16 protein-coding genes are annotated in these 15,395 nt (G+C 65.2%); 2 read left to right on the forward strand and 14 right to left on the reverse strand.

The window, feature by feature from the left end; genetic code table 11:
• The first annotated feature begins 247 nt into the window (after positions 1–247).
• Both ABX298_RS23665 and ABX298_RS23670 read left to right on the forward strand, forming a co-directional pair.
• The gene (locus ABX298_RS23665; protein WP_003259459.1) at positions 248–457 is read left to right on the forward strand and encodes a general stress protein; all 210 of its coding nucleotides are present in this window, start codon (positions 248–250) and stop codon (positions 455–457) included.
• Between the two features lie 167 nt (positions 458–624).
• Positions 625–882, forward strand: a complete 258-nt coding sequence (locus tag ABX298_RS23670) for a DUF6555 family protein (RefSeq protein ID WP_025339101.1) — start codon at positions 625–627, stop codon at positions 880–882.
• A 255-nt stretch (positions 883–1,137) separates the two neighbouring features.
• On the opposite strand, the gene ABX298_RS23675 is transcribed toward ABX298_RS23670, so the two are convergent.
• The 14 genes from ABX298_RS23675 to paaH all read right to left on the reverse strand — a co-directional run bounded on the left by ABX298_RS23675 (position 1,138) and on the right by paaH (position 15,393).
• On the reverse strand, positions 1,138–1,308 hold the full coding sequence (locus ABX298_RS23675; RefSeq protein ID WP_158090796.1) for a hypothetical protein: 171 nt from the start codon (positions 1,306–1,308) through the stop codon (positions 1,138–1,140).
• 156 nt (positions 1,309–1,464) lie between these two features.
• Entirely contained in the window at positions 1,465–3,516 is a 2,052-nt protein-coding gene (gene paaZ, locus ABX298_RS23680; protein WP_367393729.1) for a phenylacetic acid degradation bifunctional protein PaaZ, read from the reverse strand.
• A 29-nt stretch (positions 3,517–3,545) separates the two neighbouring features.
• Positions 3,546–4,778: an OprD family porin gene (locus ABX298_RS23685; RefSeq protein WP_367393730.1), complete on the reverse strand. Its 1,233-nt coding sequence runs from the start codon at positions 4,776–4,778 to the stop codon at positions 3,546–3,548.
• A gap of 40 nt (positions 4,779–4,818) precedes the next feature.
• On the reverse strand, positions 4,819–6,381 hold the full coding sequence (locus tag ABX298_RS23690) for a cation acetate symporter (protein WP_054573565.1): 1,563 nt from the start codon (positions 6,379–6,381) through the stop codon (positions 4,819–4,821).
• On the reverse strand, positions 6,378–6,686 hold the full coding sequence (locus ABX298_RS23695) for a DUF485 domain-containing protein (RefSeq protein WP_004376242.1): 309 nt from the start codon (positions 6,684–6,686) through the stop codon (positions 6,378–6,380). The genes ABX298_RS23690 and ABX298_RS23695 overlap by 4 nt, the downstream gene beginning before the upstream one ends.
• 169 nt (positions 6,687–6,855) lie before the next feature.
• Positions 6,856–7,932 carry a 1,2-phenylacetyl-CoA epoxidase subunit PaaE gene (gene paaE, locus ABX298_RS23700; protein WP_025339106.1) on the reverse strand — a complete coding sequence of 359 codons (1,077 nt, stop codon included), beginning with the start codon at positions 7,930–7,932 and terminating at the stop codon, positions 6,856–6,858.
• A 15-nt stretch (positions 7,933–7,947) separates the two neighbouring features.
• On the reverse strand, positions 7,948–8,481 hold the full coding sequence (paaD, locus tag ABX298_RS23705) for a 1,2-phenylacetyl-CoA epoxidase subunit PaaD (protein ID WP_085664847.1): 534 nt from the start codon (positions 8,479–8,481) through the stop codon (positions 7,948–7,950).
• On the reverse strand, positions 8,468–9,226 hold the full coding sequence (gene paaC / locus ABX298_RS23710) for a 1,2-phenylacetyl-CoA epoxidase subunit PaaC (RefSeq protein WP_286099845.1): 759 nt from the start codon (positions 9,224–9,226) through the stop codon (positions 8,468–8,470). The genes paaD and paaC overlap by 14 nt, the downstream gene beginning before the upstream one ends.
• Positions 9,227–9,234: 8 nt before the next feature.
• Positions 9,235–9,516 (reverse strand): 1,2-phenylacetyl-CoA epoxidase subunit PaaB, encoded by a 282-nt coding sequence (gene paaB / locus ABX298_RS23715; RefSeq protein ID WP_013972614.1) that lies wholly within the window; start codon positions 9,514–9,516, stop codon positions 9,235–9,237.
• A gap of 25 nt (positions 9,517–9,541) precedes the next feature.
• On the reverse strand, positions 9,542–10,531 hold the full coding sequence (gene paaA / locus ABX298_RS23720) for a 1,2-phenylacetyl-CoA epoxidase subunit PaaA (protein WP_025339109.1): 990 nt from the start codon (positions 10,529–10,531) through the stop codon (positions 9,542–9,544).
• Positions 10,532–10,788: 257 nt separating this feature from the next.
• Positions 10,789–12,108, reverse strand: a complete 1,320-nt coding sequence (gene paaK / locus ABX298_RS23725; protein WP_367393731.1) for a phenylacetate--CoA ligase PaaK — start codon at positions 12,106–12,108, stop codon at positions 10,789–10,791.
• A gap of 121 nt (positions 12,109–12,229) precedes the next feature.
• Positions 12,230–13,450 carry a 3-oxoadipyl-CoA thiolase gene (gene pcaF, locus ABX298_RS23730; RefSeq protein ID WP_286099847.1) on the reverse strand — a complete coding sequence of 407 codons (1,221 nt, stop codon included), beginning with the start codon at positions 13,448–13,450 and terminating at the stop codon, positions 12,230–12,232.
• The gene (gene paaI, locus ABX298_RS23735) at positions 13,443–13,883 is read right to left on the reverse strand and encodes a hydroxyphenylacetyl-CoA thioesterase PaaI (protein WP_023663508.1); all 441 of its coding nucleotides are present in this window, start codon (positions 13,881–13,883) and stop codon (positions 13,443–13,445) included. Before paaI ends, pcaF begins: the two co-directional genes overlap by 8 nt.
• Positions 13,876–15,393: a 3-hydroxyacyl-CoA dehydrogenase PaaH gene (gene paaH / locus ABX298_RS23740; RefSeq protein ID WP_317409678.1), complete on the reverse strand. Its 1,518-nt coding sequence runs from the start codon at positions 15,391–15,393 to the stop codon at positions 13,876–13,878. The genes paaI and paaH overlap by 8 nt, the downstream gene beginning before the upstream one ends.
• Between the last annotated feature and the right edge of the window lie 2 nt (positions 15,394–15,395).

Genomic DNA, 15,395 nt, shown 5'->3' on the forward strand with positions numbered 1-15,395 from the left:
TCCGCCCGTAGCAGCATCATCGGGCGTGTGTGTGGCGGGATTATAGGCCGTCGCCATGTTGTTGAGACCTCCGCAGGCACAGGAAAGTGCGACCCGCCTGCTTCCGCCACGCAAACCTTTTGCCGACGCATGTTTGGTGCCACTGGTCAGTTGCCGGCAAAACCATTGAGCAGACTGTGTGATCGGCGGCTCGGAACCAAGGCATGGCAAACATCCATGCGACCCATCCATCGCAAGGAGAAACCACATGGCGCAGGATCAAGAGCGAACCAGCCAGCGCGGCGGCACCAAGGAAACCAACCCTGGCAATTTCGCCAATGACCGGGAACGGGCCTCCCGCGCGGGGCACAAAGGCGGGCAGGCTTCTGGCGGCAACTTCGCCAACGACCGCCAACGGGCATCGGAGGCCGGTCGCAAGGGCGGCCAGAACAGCCACGGCGGGGGCCGCCAGCAGTAAGTTGAAGGGTTGCTGGACACCCGGTACCTCAGGTGCCGGGTGGTGGCCAGACCTTGCGTACCGAGGCATCAATAGCCGTTGATACTTCTTGTTCGACAATTTTTTGAATCTTCCGGCCGTGCCCCGATCAATCAGGTGTCATCCATGGAGAAGAGGAGGCCCCTGCGATGCCTAGCCCACAGCTGTACATCATCGATTACCAACTGCATGGCCAGCCGCGCAGTTTCATCATCCGTCTGGAGACGCTGGACAATGCCGAGGCCTGGCATTGGGCAAGTTGCGATGCGGGCATCGGCATCATTCCCAAGTTCGGCCGGGAGAAGATCAGGAAAGTCAGCAGGCCGATGGCCGAGCGCTATGGGATTACCGCGGTGAGCTGGCGGGTATCCGGCGGCAAGCCGAACCAGTCAGCGGCGACAATGTGATTCCCCGACTGCACAATCCGTGCGGGAACAGATGTCCTGCTCAAATTCTAAAAGTTGGCACGATCCTCTGTGGGAGCGGCTTTAGCCGCGAACACCGGCGCAGCCGGTGCCATGCACCGCGTTGGATTCTTCGCGGCTAAAGCCGCTCCCACAGGGTACGAGGATCGCTTGCGAATTCCGTTATCTGTGCGACAGCGCGGCCCAAAGGGCTGGGCAATCTCCCACAGGGGATCGCGCAGACCGTCTGCATGACGGTCATGCACCGGACTCGGGGTCGCTGGCCGGCACGCCCGGGCGGTTTTCTTCGTCATCTGTCACATTGGGGTCGGCATCCGGGTCATCTGCCCGGTCATTGCGCCGGTCCGGCTCGAGCTCTGGCCAGTCATCCTGTGCGCTACCGCCACCCATCGCAGTAAAATCTTTCATCTCGCAACCCTCGCTCTCGATGAAAAAAAGGCCCGCGATCAGGCGGGCCCAATACAGGAGTGAGAGGCGAAGCCATTGACCACCCCTCATTGAATGAGAGCGGTAACAGCCAGGGGAGGTCGGTTGGATATCCACCGCCCCTGACCAACGGCACTGTCAGGGCTGTTTCAGCACCAGGGTGAGAATGTCGTAGCTGGCGACCAGCTCGCCCAGCTGGTTGGTCACCTCCACATCCCACGCCACCACGCCCTGGGGCTGGCCCAGCGGGCTGGTCTTGCCCTGGTCGATCTTGCGCTTGCAGGTCAGGCGCGCCTGGATGGTGTCGCCGATGCCCACCGGGTTGATGAAGCGCAGGGTATCCAGGCCGTAGTTGGCCAGTACCGGGCCTGCACCCGGGGAGACGAACAGCCCGGCCGCTGCCGACAACACGAAATAGCCGTGGGCGATGCGCTTGCCGAACTGCGATTGCTTGGCGGCGATCTCGTCGAAGTGCATGTAGAAATGGTCACCCGACAGGCAGCCGAAGTTGACCAGGTCGGCTTCGGTCACGGTGCGCCGGTGGGTGAGCAGCGACTCGCCGATGCGCAACTGCTCGAAATAACGGCGGAACGGGTGCACTTCGGTTTCGATCACTTCGCCACCGCGCACGTATTCGCCGGTTACCGCCGTGAGCATGCTCGGCGAACCCTGTACAGCGGCACGTTGCAGGTAGTGCTTGACGGCACGCAGGCCACCCAGCTCTTCACCACCACCAGCGCGGCCCGGGCCGCCGTGCTTGAGCTGCGGCAATGGCGAGCCATGGCCGGTGGATTCCTTGGCTGCCTCGCTGTCGAGTACCAGCAGGCGGCCATGCCAGGCGGCGGCCACCGGGATGGCCTTGGCTGCCACGCTGCGGTCGGCGGTGACCAGGGTCGCCACCAGGCTGCCTTTGCCCCGCGCGGCCAGCGCCAGGGCTTCATCGAGGTCGTCATAGGCCATCAGCGTGCTGACCGGGCCGAACGCTTCGATATCGTGGGCACCGCCTTCGGCGTGCGGGTCACGGGCCTGAAGCAGGGTAGGGGCAAAGAACGCACCCTCGGCCACGCCCTCGCCACGCGGCGCAAAGCCATCGCTGGCGCCGAACAGCTGGTCGCAGCTCTGCAGCAGGCTGCGCACCCGCTCGGCCACATCGTGCTGCTGGTCGTGAGAGGCCAGGGCGCCCATGCGCACACCTTCCTGCGACGGGTCACCGACCACCACCTTGGCCAGCCGCTCGCGCAGGCGCGTGGCAACGGCGTCGATGTGCCTGGCCGGTACGATGGCGCGGCGGATGGCGGTGCATTTCTGGCCGGCCTTGGTGGTCATTTCGCGGACCACCTCCTTGATGTACAGATCGAACTCTTCGCTATCCGGGGTCACGTCCGGGCCGAGGATGGCGCAGTTCAGCGAATCGGCTTCGGCGGTGAACGGCACCGAGTTGCGTACCAGGTTCGGTGTGACGCGCAACTTGGCGGCGGTGTCGGCGGAACCGGTGAAGGTCACCACGTCCTGGCCTTGCAGGCGGTCGAGCAGGTCGCCGGTGCTGCCGATCACCAGTTGCAGGCTGCCTTCGGGCAACAAGCCGGATGCATTCATCAGCCGCACCACGGCCTCGGTCAGGTAGCTGGTCGAGGTCGCCGGCTTGACGATGCATGGCATGCCGGCTAGGAAGGTCGGGGCGAACTTCTCCAGCATGCCCCAGATGGGGAAGTTGAAGGCGTTGATGTGCACTGCCACGCCGGCGCGCGGCACAAGGATGTGGCTGCCGGCGAAATGGCCTTGCTTGCCCAGCGGGATGGCCGGGCCTTCGTGCACCAGGTTGCCTGACGGCAGTTCACGGCTGCCGATGCCCGCATAGGAGAACAGCGTGGCGTTGCCGCCTTCGATGTCGATCCAGCTGTCGGCACGGGTGGCGCCGCTGTGGTGGGACAGGGCGTAGAGCTGCTCCTTGCGCTCGGCCAGGTACAGGGCCAGCGCCTTCAGGCGGGCAGCGCGTTGCTGGAAGTCCATCGCCATCAGCGCGGCCAGGCCACGGGCGCGGGCAAAGTCCACGGCTTCGGCGAAATCCGGGCGCTCTTCGTGGCTGTAGGCCAAAACGTGGCCGTCCAGGGCGCTACGCAGGGCCTGGGCGCCGTGCTGGCCAAGCCAGCGGCCGGCGATGAAGCTTTGCAAGGTAGGGGCGGCAGACATGCTGTTCTCCAATGTAGAGGGGGGCGCTGTTACCACAGCGCCACGGTGTAGCCGATGATCAGGCGGTTTTCGTCCACGGCGTTGGTCAGGCCATTGCCGGACCGGAAGGTGACGTTGCGCCAGCGCAGGCTGACGTCCTTGAACGGGCCGCTCTGGATGACATAGGTGATGTCGGTGTCGCGCTCACGCTCACGGCCATTGCTGACGGTGGCGGTTTCGGCGTGGCGGCCATCGGTGTAGCGGGTCATGAAGCTCAGGCCGGGGATACCCATGGCGACGAAGTCGTAGTCGTAGCGCACCTGCCACGAGTCCAGCCCGGCGCGGGTGAAGGTGTTGTAGGTGACCAGGTTGACGGTGAACGGGTCGCCGCCGTTCACGAACGGGAAGGCACTGTCGCCGGACATCTGCTGCCAGGCGGCGGTGAACTTGTGGGCCCGTACGCCGAGGGTGAACATGGCGTTGAAGTTGCGGTTGTCGATGTTGCCGGCACGCTCGGCGCCGTCGTTGCGGCTGTCGAAGTAGCGCAGGTCGGTGCGCAGGCTCAGGCCTTCGTCCAGCGGGCGGGTATCGATCAGGCCGACGAACTGCTGGCGGTAGATGTCCTCGAGCTTGGCGTAGTAGTAGCTGACGCTGGTTTGCGGGGTGATGGCGTAGCTACCGCCGCCGAAGTCCAGGTGGTCGCTGCTGGCGGCGCCGTAGCCGATGTCGTCGCGGCCCGAGGAATCACGCAGGTTGGCCTTGGTCAGGCGGCCGGCGTTGAAGGTCAGGCCGGCCAGGTCCTGGCTGGTGAGCAGGCCGCCCTGGAAGGTGGAAGCCAGCAGGCGAGTGTCGTTGTACACCACCACCGGCAGGATCGGTTGCAAGGTCCCCAGGCGCAGGGTGCTCTTGGCCACCCGCACCTTGCCGGTGAGGCCCAGTTCGCTGTAGTCATCGACCGGTTCATGGCTGTTCGGGCCGAAAGGCAGCAGGCCGGTATTGCGGCGGTCACGGCTGGAGTCGAGCTTGATGCCCAGTTGGCCCATGGCGTCCACACCAAAGCCGACCGGGCCTTCGGTGAAGCCCGACTCAAGCTTGGCGGTAAAGCCCTGGCCCCATTCCTCGGCCTTGGCCTGCGGTGCGTTGCTCTGGCGGAAGTCGCGGTTGAGGTAGTGGTTGCGCAGCTCCAGGCGGGCGTGGCTGTCGCCGATGAAGTCTGCCATCGCCGGCATCGGCAGGGCGAGGGTCGCCAGCCAGGCGGCCGAAATGAAGTGCGTGCGGTTCATTGTTGTTGTTTTACCCGACATGGTTGTTCTTCCCTGAGAGTCAGTGCTTGCTGGCGCCGGCAGCGCCGATTCCGGTCATGGAACGGATGAACTGGGCCAGGTAGCGGCCACGTTCCTGGCTGGCGCGTTCGGAACTGTCAGTCACCGAGAACACCCAGGCGCCGAGGAAGGCCAGGCTCATGGAGAACAGCGCCGGGTTGCTGTAGGGGAACAGCGCCTTTTCGTGATGCAGCACGTTGACCCATACCGCCGGGCCCAGCACCACCAGCAGCACCGCCGAAACCAGGCCGGCCATGCTGCCGCACACCGCGCCGCGGGTGGTCAGGCCTTTCCAGAACATCGAAAGCAGCAGCACCGGGAAGTTGACCGAGGCGGCCACCGCCAGCACCAGGCCGGAGAGGAAGGCGATGTTCTGCGACTCGAACATCAGGCCGAGGATGACCGCCAGCAGGCCGATCAGCAGGGTGGCGATACGCGACACGCGCATTTCCTCCTGCTCGCTGGCCTTGCCCTGGCGCACCACGCAGGCATACAGGTCGTGGGAAACCGCCGATGCACCGGACAGCGCCAGGCCGGCGACCACCGCCAGGATGGTGGCGAAGGCCACGGCGGAGATGAAACCGAGGAACAGGTTGCCACCCACGGCCTGGGCCAGGTGCACGGCGACCATGTTGCCGCCGCCGATGATCGCGCCGGTGGCGTCACGGTAGGACGGCTCGGTGCCGACCATGACGATGGCGCCAAAACCGATGACGATCAGCAGCAGGTAGAAGTAGCCGATGAACCCGGTGGCATAGAACACGCTCTTGCGCGCTTCCTTGGCATCGCTGACGGTGAAGAAGCGCATCAGGATATGCGGCAGGCCGGCGGTACCGAACATCATGCCCAGGCCTAGGGAAATGGCGTCCACCGGGTTGGACAGCAGGCCGCCCGGGGCCATGATCGCCTGGCCCTTGGCATGCACGGCCACGGCGCTGGCAAACATCGCCTCGGTGCTGAAGCCGAAATGCTTGAGCACCATGAAGGCCATGAAGCTGGTGCCCGACAGCAGCATCACTGCCTTGATGATCTGCACCCAGGTGGTGGCGAGCATGCCGCCGAAGGTGACGTAGGCGACCATCAGCACGCCGACCAGCATCACCGCGTACAGGTAGCTGATGCCGAACAGCAGTTCGATCAGCTTGCCGGCACCGACCATCTGCGCCACCAGGTACATCAGCGCCACCACCAGGGTGCCGAAGGCCGAGGTCAGGCGCACCGGGGTTTGCGCCAGGCGGTAGCTGACCACGTCGGCAAAGGTGTACTTGCCCAGGTTGCGCAGGCGTTCGGCGATCAGGAACAGGATGATCGGCCAGCCGGCCAGTACGCCCAGGGCATACAGCAGGCCGTCGTAGCCGTTCATGAACATCATTGCCGAAATGCCCAGGAACGACGCGGCGCTGATCATGTCGCCGGCGATCGCCAGGCCGTTCTGCATGCCGGTCAGGCCCCCGCCGGCGGTGTAGAAATCGCTGGCCGAGCGGGTGCGCATGGCAGCCCAGCGGGTGACCAGCAGGGTGAAGCAGACGAACACCATGAACATCGAGATGGCGGTCCAGTTCATTGTGCGCACTCCTGCTTGACCTTGTCGTTGAGCGGGTCGAGCACGTTGTTGGCGCGGTGCACGTAGATACCGGTCAGGGCGAAGGACAGCAGCACCATCAGCACGCCCACCAGCATGCCGACGGTGGTGACGCCACCACTGAGGGACTGGCCGAGGGTGCTGGGGGAAAACGCCACCAGCAGGACGAAGCCGTAGTAAATCACCAGCATGGCCAGGGTCAGGCTGCCGTTGAGGCGGCGTTTGCGCTGCACCAGGTGCTGGAAGTCGGGGTGGTTGGCGATGCTTTCGATGCGTTCGGGTGTCATGGGTTGCGATCTCTGGGTGTTGTAATTGTTTTGTTGAGGTCACGCGGGTGTTGCGGTGTTGCTGATGGCCTCTTCGCGGGTGAACCCGCTCCCACAGGTAGGGCGCTGCTCTCAAGTCTTGTGCAGTCCCTGTGGGAGCGGGTTCACCCGCGAAGCAGGCAACGCGGTTTCAGAGCTGGTCGAAATCGAGCACCACCTTGTCGCTCACCGGGTAGGTCTGGCACGACAGCACATACCCGGCCGCCACTTCGTAGTCCTCCAGGGCATGGTTGCTGTCCATCTCCACTTCGCCCTCGATTACCCGGCACTTGCAGGTCGAGCACACGCCGGCCTTGCACGAGTACGGCAGTTCGGCGCCGATTGCATTGCCGGCGTCCAGCACGTTCTGGGTGTTGCGTGGCAGGTCGAAGGTGAGGGCGCGGCCGTCGCTGATCACGGTGATGTGGCTGAGCGCCGAGTCCACCTGGCGCGCCGCCTCGCGGGCTTCACGACGGGCTTCGCTGCCGGCTGCGGCGAACAGCTCGAAATGGATGCGTTCCTTGGCCAGGCCATTGGCCCGCAGGCTGTCGCGCACCGTCTCGGTCATCGCCTGCGGGCCGCAGATGAACGCAGCATCCAGGTTGGCAACGTCCATCCAGCGCGAGAACAGCTGGCCGCACTTGTCGGCATCGATGCGGCCGTTGTACAGGTCGACATCCTGCTGCTCGCGGCTGAACACGAAAATCAGGTTCAGGCGGTCGAGGTAACGGTTCTTCAGGTCTTCCAGCTTGTCGCGGAACAGAGCGCCAGAGCTGGAGCGGTTGCCGTACAGCAGGGTGAAGCGGCTGTGTGGCTCGCTGGCCAGGGTAGTGGCGATGATCGACAGGATCGGTGTGATGCCGCTGCCGGCAGCCACGCCCAGGTAGTTGCCCTGGCGGGCCGGTTCCAGTGGCACGAAGAAGCTGCCCGACGGCGGCATCACTTCCAGTTGCTGGCCGGCCTTGAGCACGTCATTGGCAAATGCCGAGAAGCGCCCGCCAGGCACGCGCTTTACCGCCACACGCAGTTCGCCGTCTTGCACGGCACTGCAGATGGAGTAGGAACGGCGGACTTCTTCGTTGTCCAGCTGGGTACGCATGACCAAGTACTGGCCCTGGGTGAAACGGAACTGCGCCTGCAGGTGCTCGGGCACGTCGAAGGCAATCGACACCGCGTCGCGGGTCTCGTTGCGCACTTGCTTGATGGTCAGGCTGTGAAACTGGCTCATGGCGTTCTCCACGGCTCAAATGCATTTGAAATAGTCGAACGGCTCCAGGCACTCGCGGCAGCGGTAAAGCGCCTTGCAAGCCGTGGAACCGAACTGGCTGAGCAATTCGGTATGGGCGCTGCCGCACTGCGGGCAGCACACCTGCGGCGCCTCGCCGAGCAGGCTGCGTTTGCTGGCGCTGCCCTGTGGCGGGGCGATGCCGTAGGCGCGCAGGCGCTCGCGGCCCAGTTCGCTGATCCAGTCGGTGCTCCAGGCCGGGGTCAGCCGGCGCTCCAGAGCCGGGGCGGGGAAACCGGCCTGTTCCAGCGCCTGGCGGATGTCCCCTTCGATCACCTCGGTGGCCGGGCAGCCGGAGTAGGTCGGCGTGACGACCAGGTGCAGGTGCCCGGCGTGCCAGCCGAGGTCGCGCACGATCCCCAGGTCGACCACGCTGACCACGGGCACTTCCGGGTCCATGACCTGGGCCAGTACCGCCCAGGCCCGGGCCAGGTCGTCGCCGCGTGGCGCGCGGGCGCCACGGTCGCCGGCAATCAGCTCACCAGGTTGCATCGGGGTACGCCCTTGGCAGGAACTGCATCTCGGCCAGCAGCAGGCCCAGGTGCTCGGTGTGCAGGCCTTTGCGACCGTCCAGGTAGAAGTGGCTGGCGGCCTTGGGCAGCGGCAGCTCGACCGAAGCGAAGGTCGAGCCAACCTGCTTGAGCCAGGCCGCGCCGACGGCAGCGGGGTCGGCGGCGATACCCACCTGTGCCAGGTGCACTTCATTGTCGCTACCGGCAGCCAGCTCGACGGTGAAGCGCCACAGTGCCGGGATGGCCGCGAGCATGCGTTGGCGGCTTTCTTCGGTGCCACCGCCCAGGCGTTGCACCCACTCGCTGGAGCGGCGCAGGTGGTAGGTGACTTCCTTCAGGGCCTTGGCGGCGATACCGGCGATACGCTCGTCGTTCGAGCCGACCAGGCCCTGAAGCACGGCGAAATGCCAGGCGTCATAGAAGAACTGTTTGGTCATGGTCACGGCGAAATCGCCGTTGGGCTGCTCGACCAGCAACAGGTTGCGATAGGCGCGCTCGTCACGGCGGAAGGCCAGGGCGTCGGCGTCACGGCCATCATCGAGCAGCTCGGCGGCATACTCCAGCCAGTTGCGCGCCTGGCCTACCAGGTCGAGGCCGACGTTCATCAGGGCCAGTTCTTCTTCGATGGCCGGGGCGCGGCCACACCATTCGCAGAGGCGCTGGCCCTGCACCAGGGCACTGTCGCCGAGCAGCAGCAGGTAGGGGACAAGGGTTTCGTTGTGCATGGCCAACCTCACATGTGTCCGACTTCGTCGGGCAGTTCGTAGAAGCTGGCATGGCGGTAGACCTTGTCGTCCGCCGGGGCGAACAGCGGGTCTTTCTCGTCCGGGGAAGAGGCGGTGATCAGTGCCGAGGGCACCACCCACAGGCTCACGCCTTCGCTGCGGCGGGTGTACAGCTCGCGGGCGTTTTCGATGGCCATGGCAGCATCGGCGGCGTGCACGCTGCCGACATGCTTGTGGTTAAGGCCGTGCTTGCTGCGCACGAACACTTCGTAGAGGGTCCAGACAGACATTTTCGATCTCCGCATCAATCGCCACTCAGGCGGCGTTCTTGTTCTGTTGCTTGCGCGCGTAGGCCACGGCGGCCTCGCGTACCCAGGCACCGTCCTCGATGGCCTTGCGCCGGGTGGCGACGCGTTCCTGGTTGCATGGGCCATTGCCCTTGATCACTTCGTAGAACTCGTCCCACTGGATTTCGCCGAAGTCGTAGTGACCGCGCTCGGCATTCCACTTCAGTTCGGGGTCGGGGGCGGTGCAGCCGAGCAATTCGAGCTGCGGCACGGTCTGGTCGATGAAGCGCTGGCGCAGCTCATCGTTGGTCTGGCGCTTGATCTTCCAGGCCATGGACTGGGCGCTGTTGGGGGAGTGCTCGTCGCTGGGGCCGAACATCATCAGTGCCGGCCACCACAGGCGGTCGATCGCGTCCTGGACCATGTCGCGCTGGGCCTGGGTGCCGTGGCGCATCATGGTCAGGAGGATTTCGTAGCCCTGGCGCTGGTGGAAGCTCTCTTCCTTGCAGATGCGGATCATCGCGCGCGAATACGGGCCATAGGAGGTGCGCTGCAGCACCACCTGGTTGACGATGGCGGCGCCATCCACCAGCCAGCCCACTGCGCCCATGTCGGCCCAGCTGAGGGTGGGGTAGTTGAAGATGCTCGAGTACTTGGCCTTGCCACTGTGCAGCTTGGCGATTTCTTCGTCACGGTCGGCGCCCAGGGTTTCCATGGCGCTGTACAGGTACAGGCCGTGGCCGGCTTCGTCCTGGATCTTGGCCATCAGCTGCAGCTTGCGCTTGAGGCTGGGGGCACGGGTGACCCAGTTGCCTTCGGGCAGCATGCCGACGATTTCCGAGTGGGCGTGCTGGGAGATCTGCCGGATCAGGGTCTGGCGATAGGCCTCGGGCATCCAGTTCTTGGCTTCGATCTTGATTTCGGCGTCGATCTTTTCCTGGAAGTTGCGCTCCTCGGGCGACATCTCTTCCAGCGACTTGACGCGCTTGACTCCGGTTTCCACTAGCTGTGCGTACATGTGTTCCGACTCCTGCTAAGGCATGAGTCATTTGTAAGCGATACAAAACATAACGTCAAACAGTTTTATGTGTATCGAATAGATTTGTGTATCACATTGGCGGCCCTTTCGCGGGTAAACCCGCTCCCACAGGTCATGTGCAGCCCCCAGGCATCATGCAATTCCTGTGGGAGCGGGTTTACCCGCGAAGAGGCCAGCCGAAAAAACGCAAAAAAAAGCCCCGGACGATGCCGGGGCCGAAAAGGCAGCCGAATGAATCAGCTGGCCAACCGTTTGTCGAACACATGGCAGGCCTTGCCCTCGGAACGCTTGAGCGTGCCGCAGGGCTGTAGGCGCACCTGGGTGCTGATGCCGATGTAGGTCTTGATCTGCTTGGTCAGCTCCCCGGTCAACAGCTTGCGCTGGCCTTCATCGAGGTGCTGGCACTCCGCACGCAGTTCCACATGCACCTCGACGCTGTCCAGGTTGCCATTGCGATACAGATGAATCTCATAAAGCTCGGAAAGCTGTTTTATTTTTAGCACCTGCTCCTCGATCTGGGTCGGGAACACGTTGACCCCGCGAATGATCAGCATGTCATCGCTGCGGCCGGTGATCTTGCCGATCCGCCGCATCGGCCTGGCGGTACCGGGCAGCAGGCGAGTGAGGTCGCGGGTGCGGTAGCGCACCATGGGCAACGCTTCCTTGCTCAGCGAGGTGAACACCAGTTCGCCCAGTTGGCCGTCCGGTAGCACCGCACCGGTGACCGGGTCGATGATCTCGGGGTAGAAATGGTCCTCCCAGATGGTCGGGCCATCCTTGGTTTCGATGCACTCCATCGCCACCCCAGGCCCCATGATTTCTGAGAGGCCATAAATGTCGAGGGCATCGATGCCCAGCCGTTTCTCGATCGAGCGGCGCAGCTCGTCGGTCCACGGTTCGGCGCCGAATATGCCCAGGCGCAGCTTGAGATCTCGCGGGTCGATGCCCTGGCGCTCGATCTCGTCGGCCAGGTTGAGCATGTAGGAGGGGGTGACCATGATGATGTCGGGCTGGAAGTCGCGAATCAGCTGCACCTGCTTCTCGGTCTGGCCACCGGACATGGGGATCACCGTGCAGCCCAGGCGCTCGGCACCGTAATGCGCGCCAAGCCCGCCGGTGAACAGGCCGTAGCCGTAGGAGACATGCACCTTGTCCCCCTTGCGCCCACCCGCGGCACGGATCGAGCGGGCGACCACATTGGCCCAGGTGTCGATGTCGTTCTGGGTGTAGCCCACCACCGTCGGCTTGCCGGTGGTGCCACTGGAGGCGTGCAGGCGCACCACCTCTTGCTGGGGCACGGCGAACATGCCGTAGGGGTAGTTGTCGCGCAGGTCGTTCTTGCCGGTGAAGGGGAACTTCGCCAGGTCTTCCAGGCACTTGAGGTCGTCGGGGTGGGCGCCGCACTCGGCAAAGCGCTGGCGGTACAGCGGCACGTTGTCGTAGGCGTGCTTCAGGCTCCAGCGCAGGCGCTCCAGCTGGTGCTGGCGCAGGGCGTCGACACTGGCGGTTTCCATCGGGTCCAACAGGGCACGATCGGCATCATGGTACATGTTCATGGCTTCACTCGAATTGTTCTTGTACGCCGCGCGGTACCGGTTGCAGGCCGCGTGGTGAGTGTCATGGAAGCAGCATATACGGCTGCGTTCGGTTCGGTAACAAGCCGATGGTCTGAGCCGCTCAGAGGCGTTCGATGACCATCGCGATGCCTTGGCCAACGCCGATGCACATGGTGCACAGGGCGTAGCGTCCGGCGGTTTCTTCCAGCTCGTGCAACGCGGTGGTGACCAGGCGTGCACCACTCATGCCCAACGGGTGGCCGAGGGCGATGGCACCGCCGTTGCGGTTGACCCGCTCGTCGTCGTCAGCCAGGCCGAGCTCGCGCAGTACCGCAAGGCCCTGGGCGGCAAAGGCCTCGTTGAGCTCGATGACGTCCATGTCGGCCAACGACAACCCGGTAAGCTCCAGCACCTTGCGGGTAGCCGGCACGGGGCCGATGCCCATCAGGCGTGGTTCGACCCCGGCCACCGCCATGCCGACGATTCGGCCGCGAGCCTTCAGGCCATGACGGCGGGCGGCGGTGCTGCTGGCGAGCAGCAGGGCGCAGGCACCATCGTTGACCCCGGAAGCATTGCCAGCGGTGACGCTACCGCCCTCACGGAACGGGGTAGCCAGCCTGGCCAGTTGCTCCAGGGTGGTGTCGCCGCGGGGATGTTCGTCGTGCTCGACCACTTTGGCCGGGCCTTTGCGCTGCGGGATCTCGACCGGCACGATTTCCCGTGCCAGGCGCCCGCGTGCCTGGGCGGCGGCGGCCTTGTGCTGGCTGCGCAGGGCAAAGGCGTCCTGGTCGGCGCGGGAAATACCAAACTGCTGCGCAACGTTCTCGGCCGTTTCCGGCATCGAGTCGGTGCCGAAGGCCGCCTTCATCAGCGGGTTGACGAAACGCCAGCCGATGGTGGTGTCGAACAGTTCGGCCGCGCGGCCGAACGCCTGCTCCGCCTTGCCCATGACGAACGGCGCGCGTGACATCGACTCCACGCCGCCGGCGAGCATCAGCCCGGCTTCGCCGCAGCGCAGGGCGCGGGCCGCATTGCCGATGGCGTCCAGGCCGGAGCCACACAGGCGGTTGATGGTGGTGCCCGGCACTTCGATCGGCAGCCCGGCCAGCAAGCTGGCCATATGCGCGACGTTGCGGTTGTCCTCGCCAGCCTGGTTGGCACAGCCGAGGATGACGTCGTCGATGGCTTTCCAGTCCAGTTCGGGGTGGCGCTGGATCAGGGCCTTGAGCGGGATGGCGGCCAGGTCATCGGCGCGCACGCCGCTCAAGGCGCCGGCATAACGGCCGATGGGGGTGCGCACGGCGTCGATGATCAAGGCATCGGCCAGGGTGTGTTCAGTCATCTTGCGTCTCCTGCGCCAGCACGGTGCCGCGCACTTTGTAGGATTTGCCATGGAACATCGCCACCAGCTCACCGCGCTGGTTCTCGATGCGGACGTGGTACAGCCCGGTGCGGCCCTTGCGGCTGACCTCGCTGGCGCAGGCGGTAAGCACGTCATCGCGCAGCGCCGGGGCCAGGTAGTCGATGCTGCAGCCCAGGGCGACGGTGGCCTGGTCGTGACTGTTGCAGGCGAAAGCAAACGCCGAGTCGGCCAGGGCGAACAGGAAGCCGCCATGGCAGGTGCCATGCCCCTGGATCATGTCGGCGCGTACCGGCATGCGCAGGCATGCCTGGCCCGGGCCGGCTTCCAGCAGGCGGATGCCCAGGCCCTGGGTGGCCTGGTCGCGGGCGTACATGGCCTCGGCACAGGCTTGTGCCAGTTCGACTTCAGTCATTCAGGGTGCCTCCTTTGGCTTCGCAGCGGCGTAACAGCAGGGAAGGGCGGTAGCGGCTCTCGCCGTAGCTGCGCTGCAGGTTGTCGAGCACGCGCAGGGTGTGGGCGATGCCGATGTTCGCGGCCCAGGCCAGCGGGCCGCAGGGGTAGTTGACGCCGGCACGCATGGCCAGGTCGATGTCGGCGGCGCTGCCGACACCTTGCAACACGGCATCGGCGGCCTCGTTGGCGAGCATCGCCACGGTGCGCAGCACCACCAGGCCGGGCAGGTCGGCGACCGCCGTTACCTTCAGGCCGGCACGCCGCAGCAAGGCCACCGCCTGGTCACGAGCGTTGTCGCTGGTGTCGGCCGACCAGCTGATGGCGAGGCGGGTGGCGGTGGTGTAGTCCAGGGCCAGGTCGAGCAGCACCAGATTGCGCAGGCCGTCTTCCCGGGCGCGCTGGCTGGCCAGGCGGCCATCGGACAGCGCCAGGGTGGCATCGCCCACCTGGATCAGGCCGCTGCCGGCGCGCTGGGTCACGGCGACGCCGCTCTGGCGCAGGCGTTCGATCAGCGGCTGCATCACCCCCAGGTCGCCTTCGACGACGCAGGCATCGACGCTGGCGGGGCTGTGCAGTTCGGCTGGCTGCGGGCGTTCGGCGCCTTCGGCATAGCTATAGAAGCCTTGGCCGGTCTTGCGCCCGAGGCGGCCTGCGTCCACCAGTTCTTTTTGCACCAGCGAAGGCTGGAAGCGGAAGTCGCCATAGAACGCATCGAAAACCGAACAGGTGACGGCGTAATTGACGTCGTGGCCGATCAGGTCGGTGAGTTCGAACGCGCCCATGCGGAAACCGCCGGCATCACGCAGCAGCGCATCGAGGCTGGCGCAATCGGCTGCGCCTTCCTGCAGCAGGCGCAGGCTTTCGGCGTAGAACGGCCGCGCCACACGGTTGACGATGAAGCCCGGCGTGGAGCGCGTGTGCACCGGCTGCTTGCCCCAGGCCTGGGCGGTGGCATGAATGCACGCGGCAACGGCCGGGGCGGTGGCCAGGCCCGACACCACTTCCACCAGGGCCATCAGCGGCGCCGGGTTGAAGAAGTGCATGCCAACCACCTGGTGCGGGCGTTGCAGCCCGGCAGCGAGGCTGGTGATGGACAGCGACGAGGTGTTGCTGGCGAGGATGCAGTCGAAGGCGCACAAGGCTTCCAGCTGGCTGAACAGCGCCTGCTTGACCTGCAGGTTCTCGACGATGGCCTCGATCACCAGTCGGGCATCGGCCAGGGCTTCGAGGTCGTCTACCGGGCACAGCCGGGCGCTGATGGCTTCCCGCTCGACAGCCTGCAACTTGCCTTTTTCCACCAGGCGGGCAAGTTGCCGGTCTATGCCGGCCACCGCCTGGGCTGCAGCGCCCGGGCGGTTGTCGTAGAGCTTTACCGGGTGGCCGGCCTGGGCCGCAACCTGGGCGATGCCTGCGCCCATGGCGCCCGCACCGATCACCGCCACCTGGGCATTGCTTGCGAGTGCGCTCATGA

It is taken from the genome of Pseudomonas sp. X4, assembly GCF_040784925.1.
Lineage (GTDB): Bacteria > Pseudomonadota > Gammaproteobacteria > Pseudomonadales > Pseudomonadaceae > Aquipseudomonas > Aquipseudomonas putida_Z.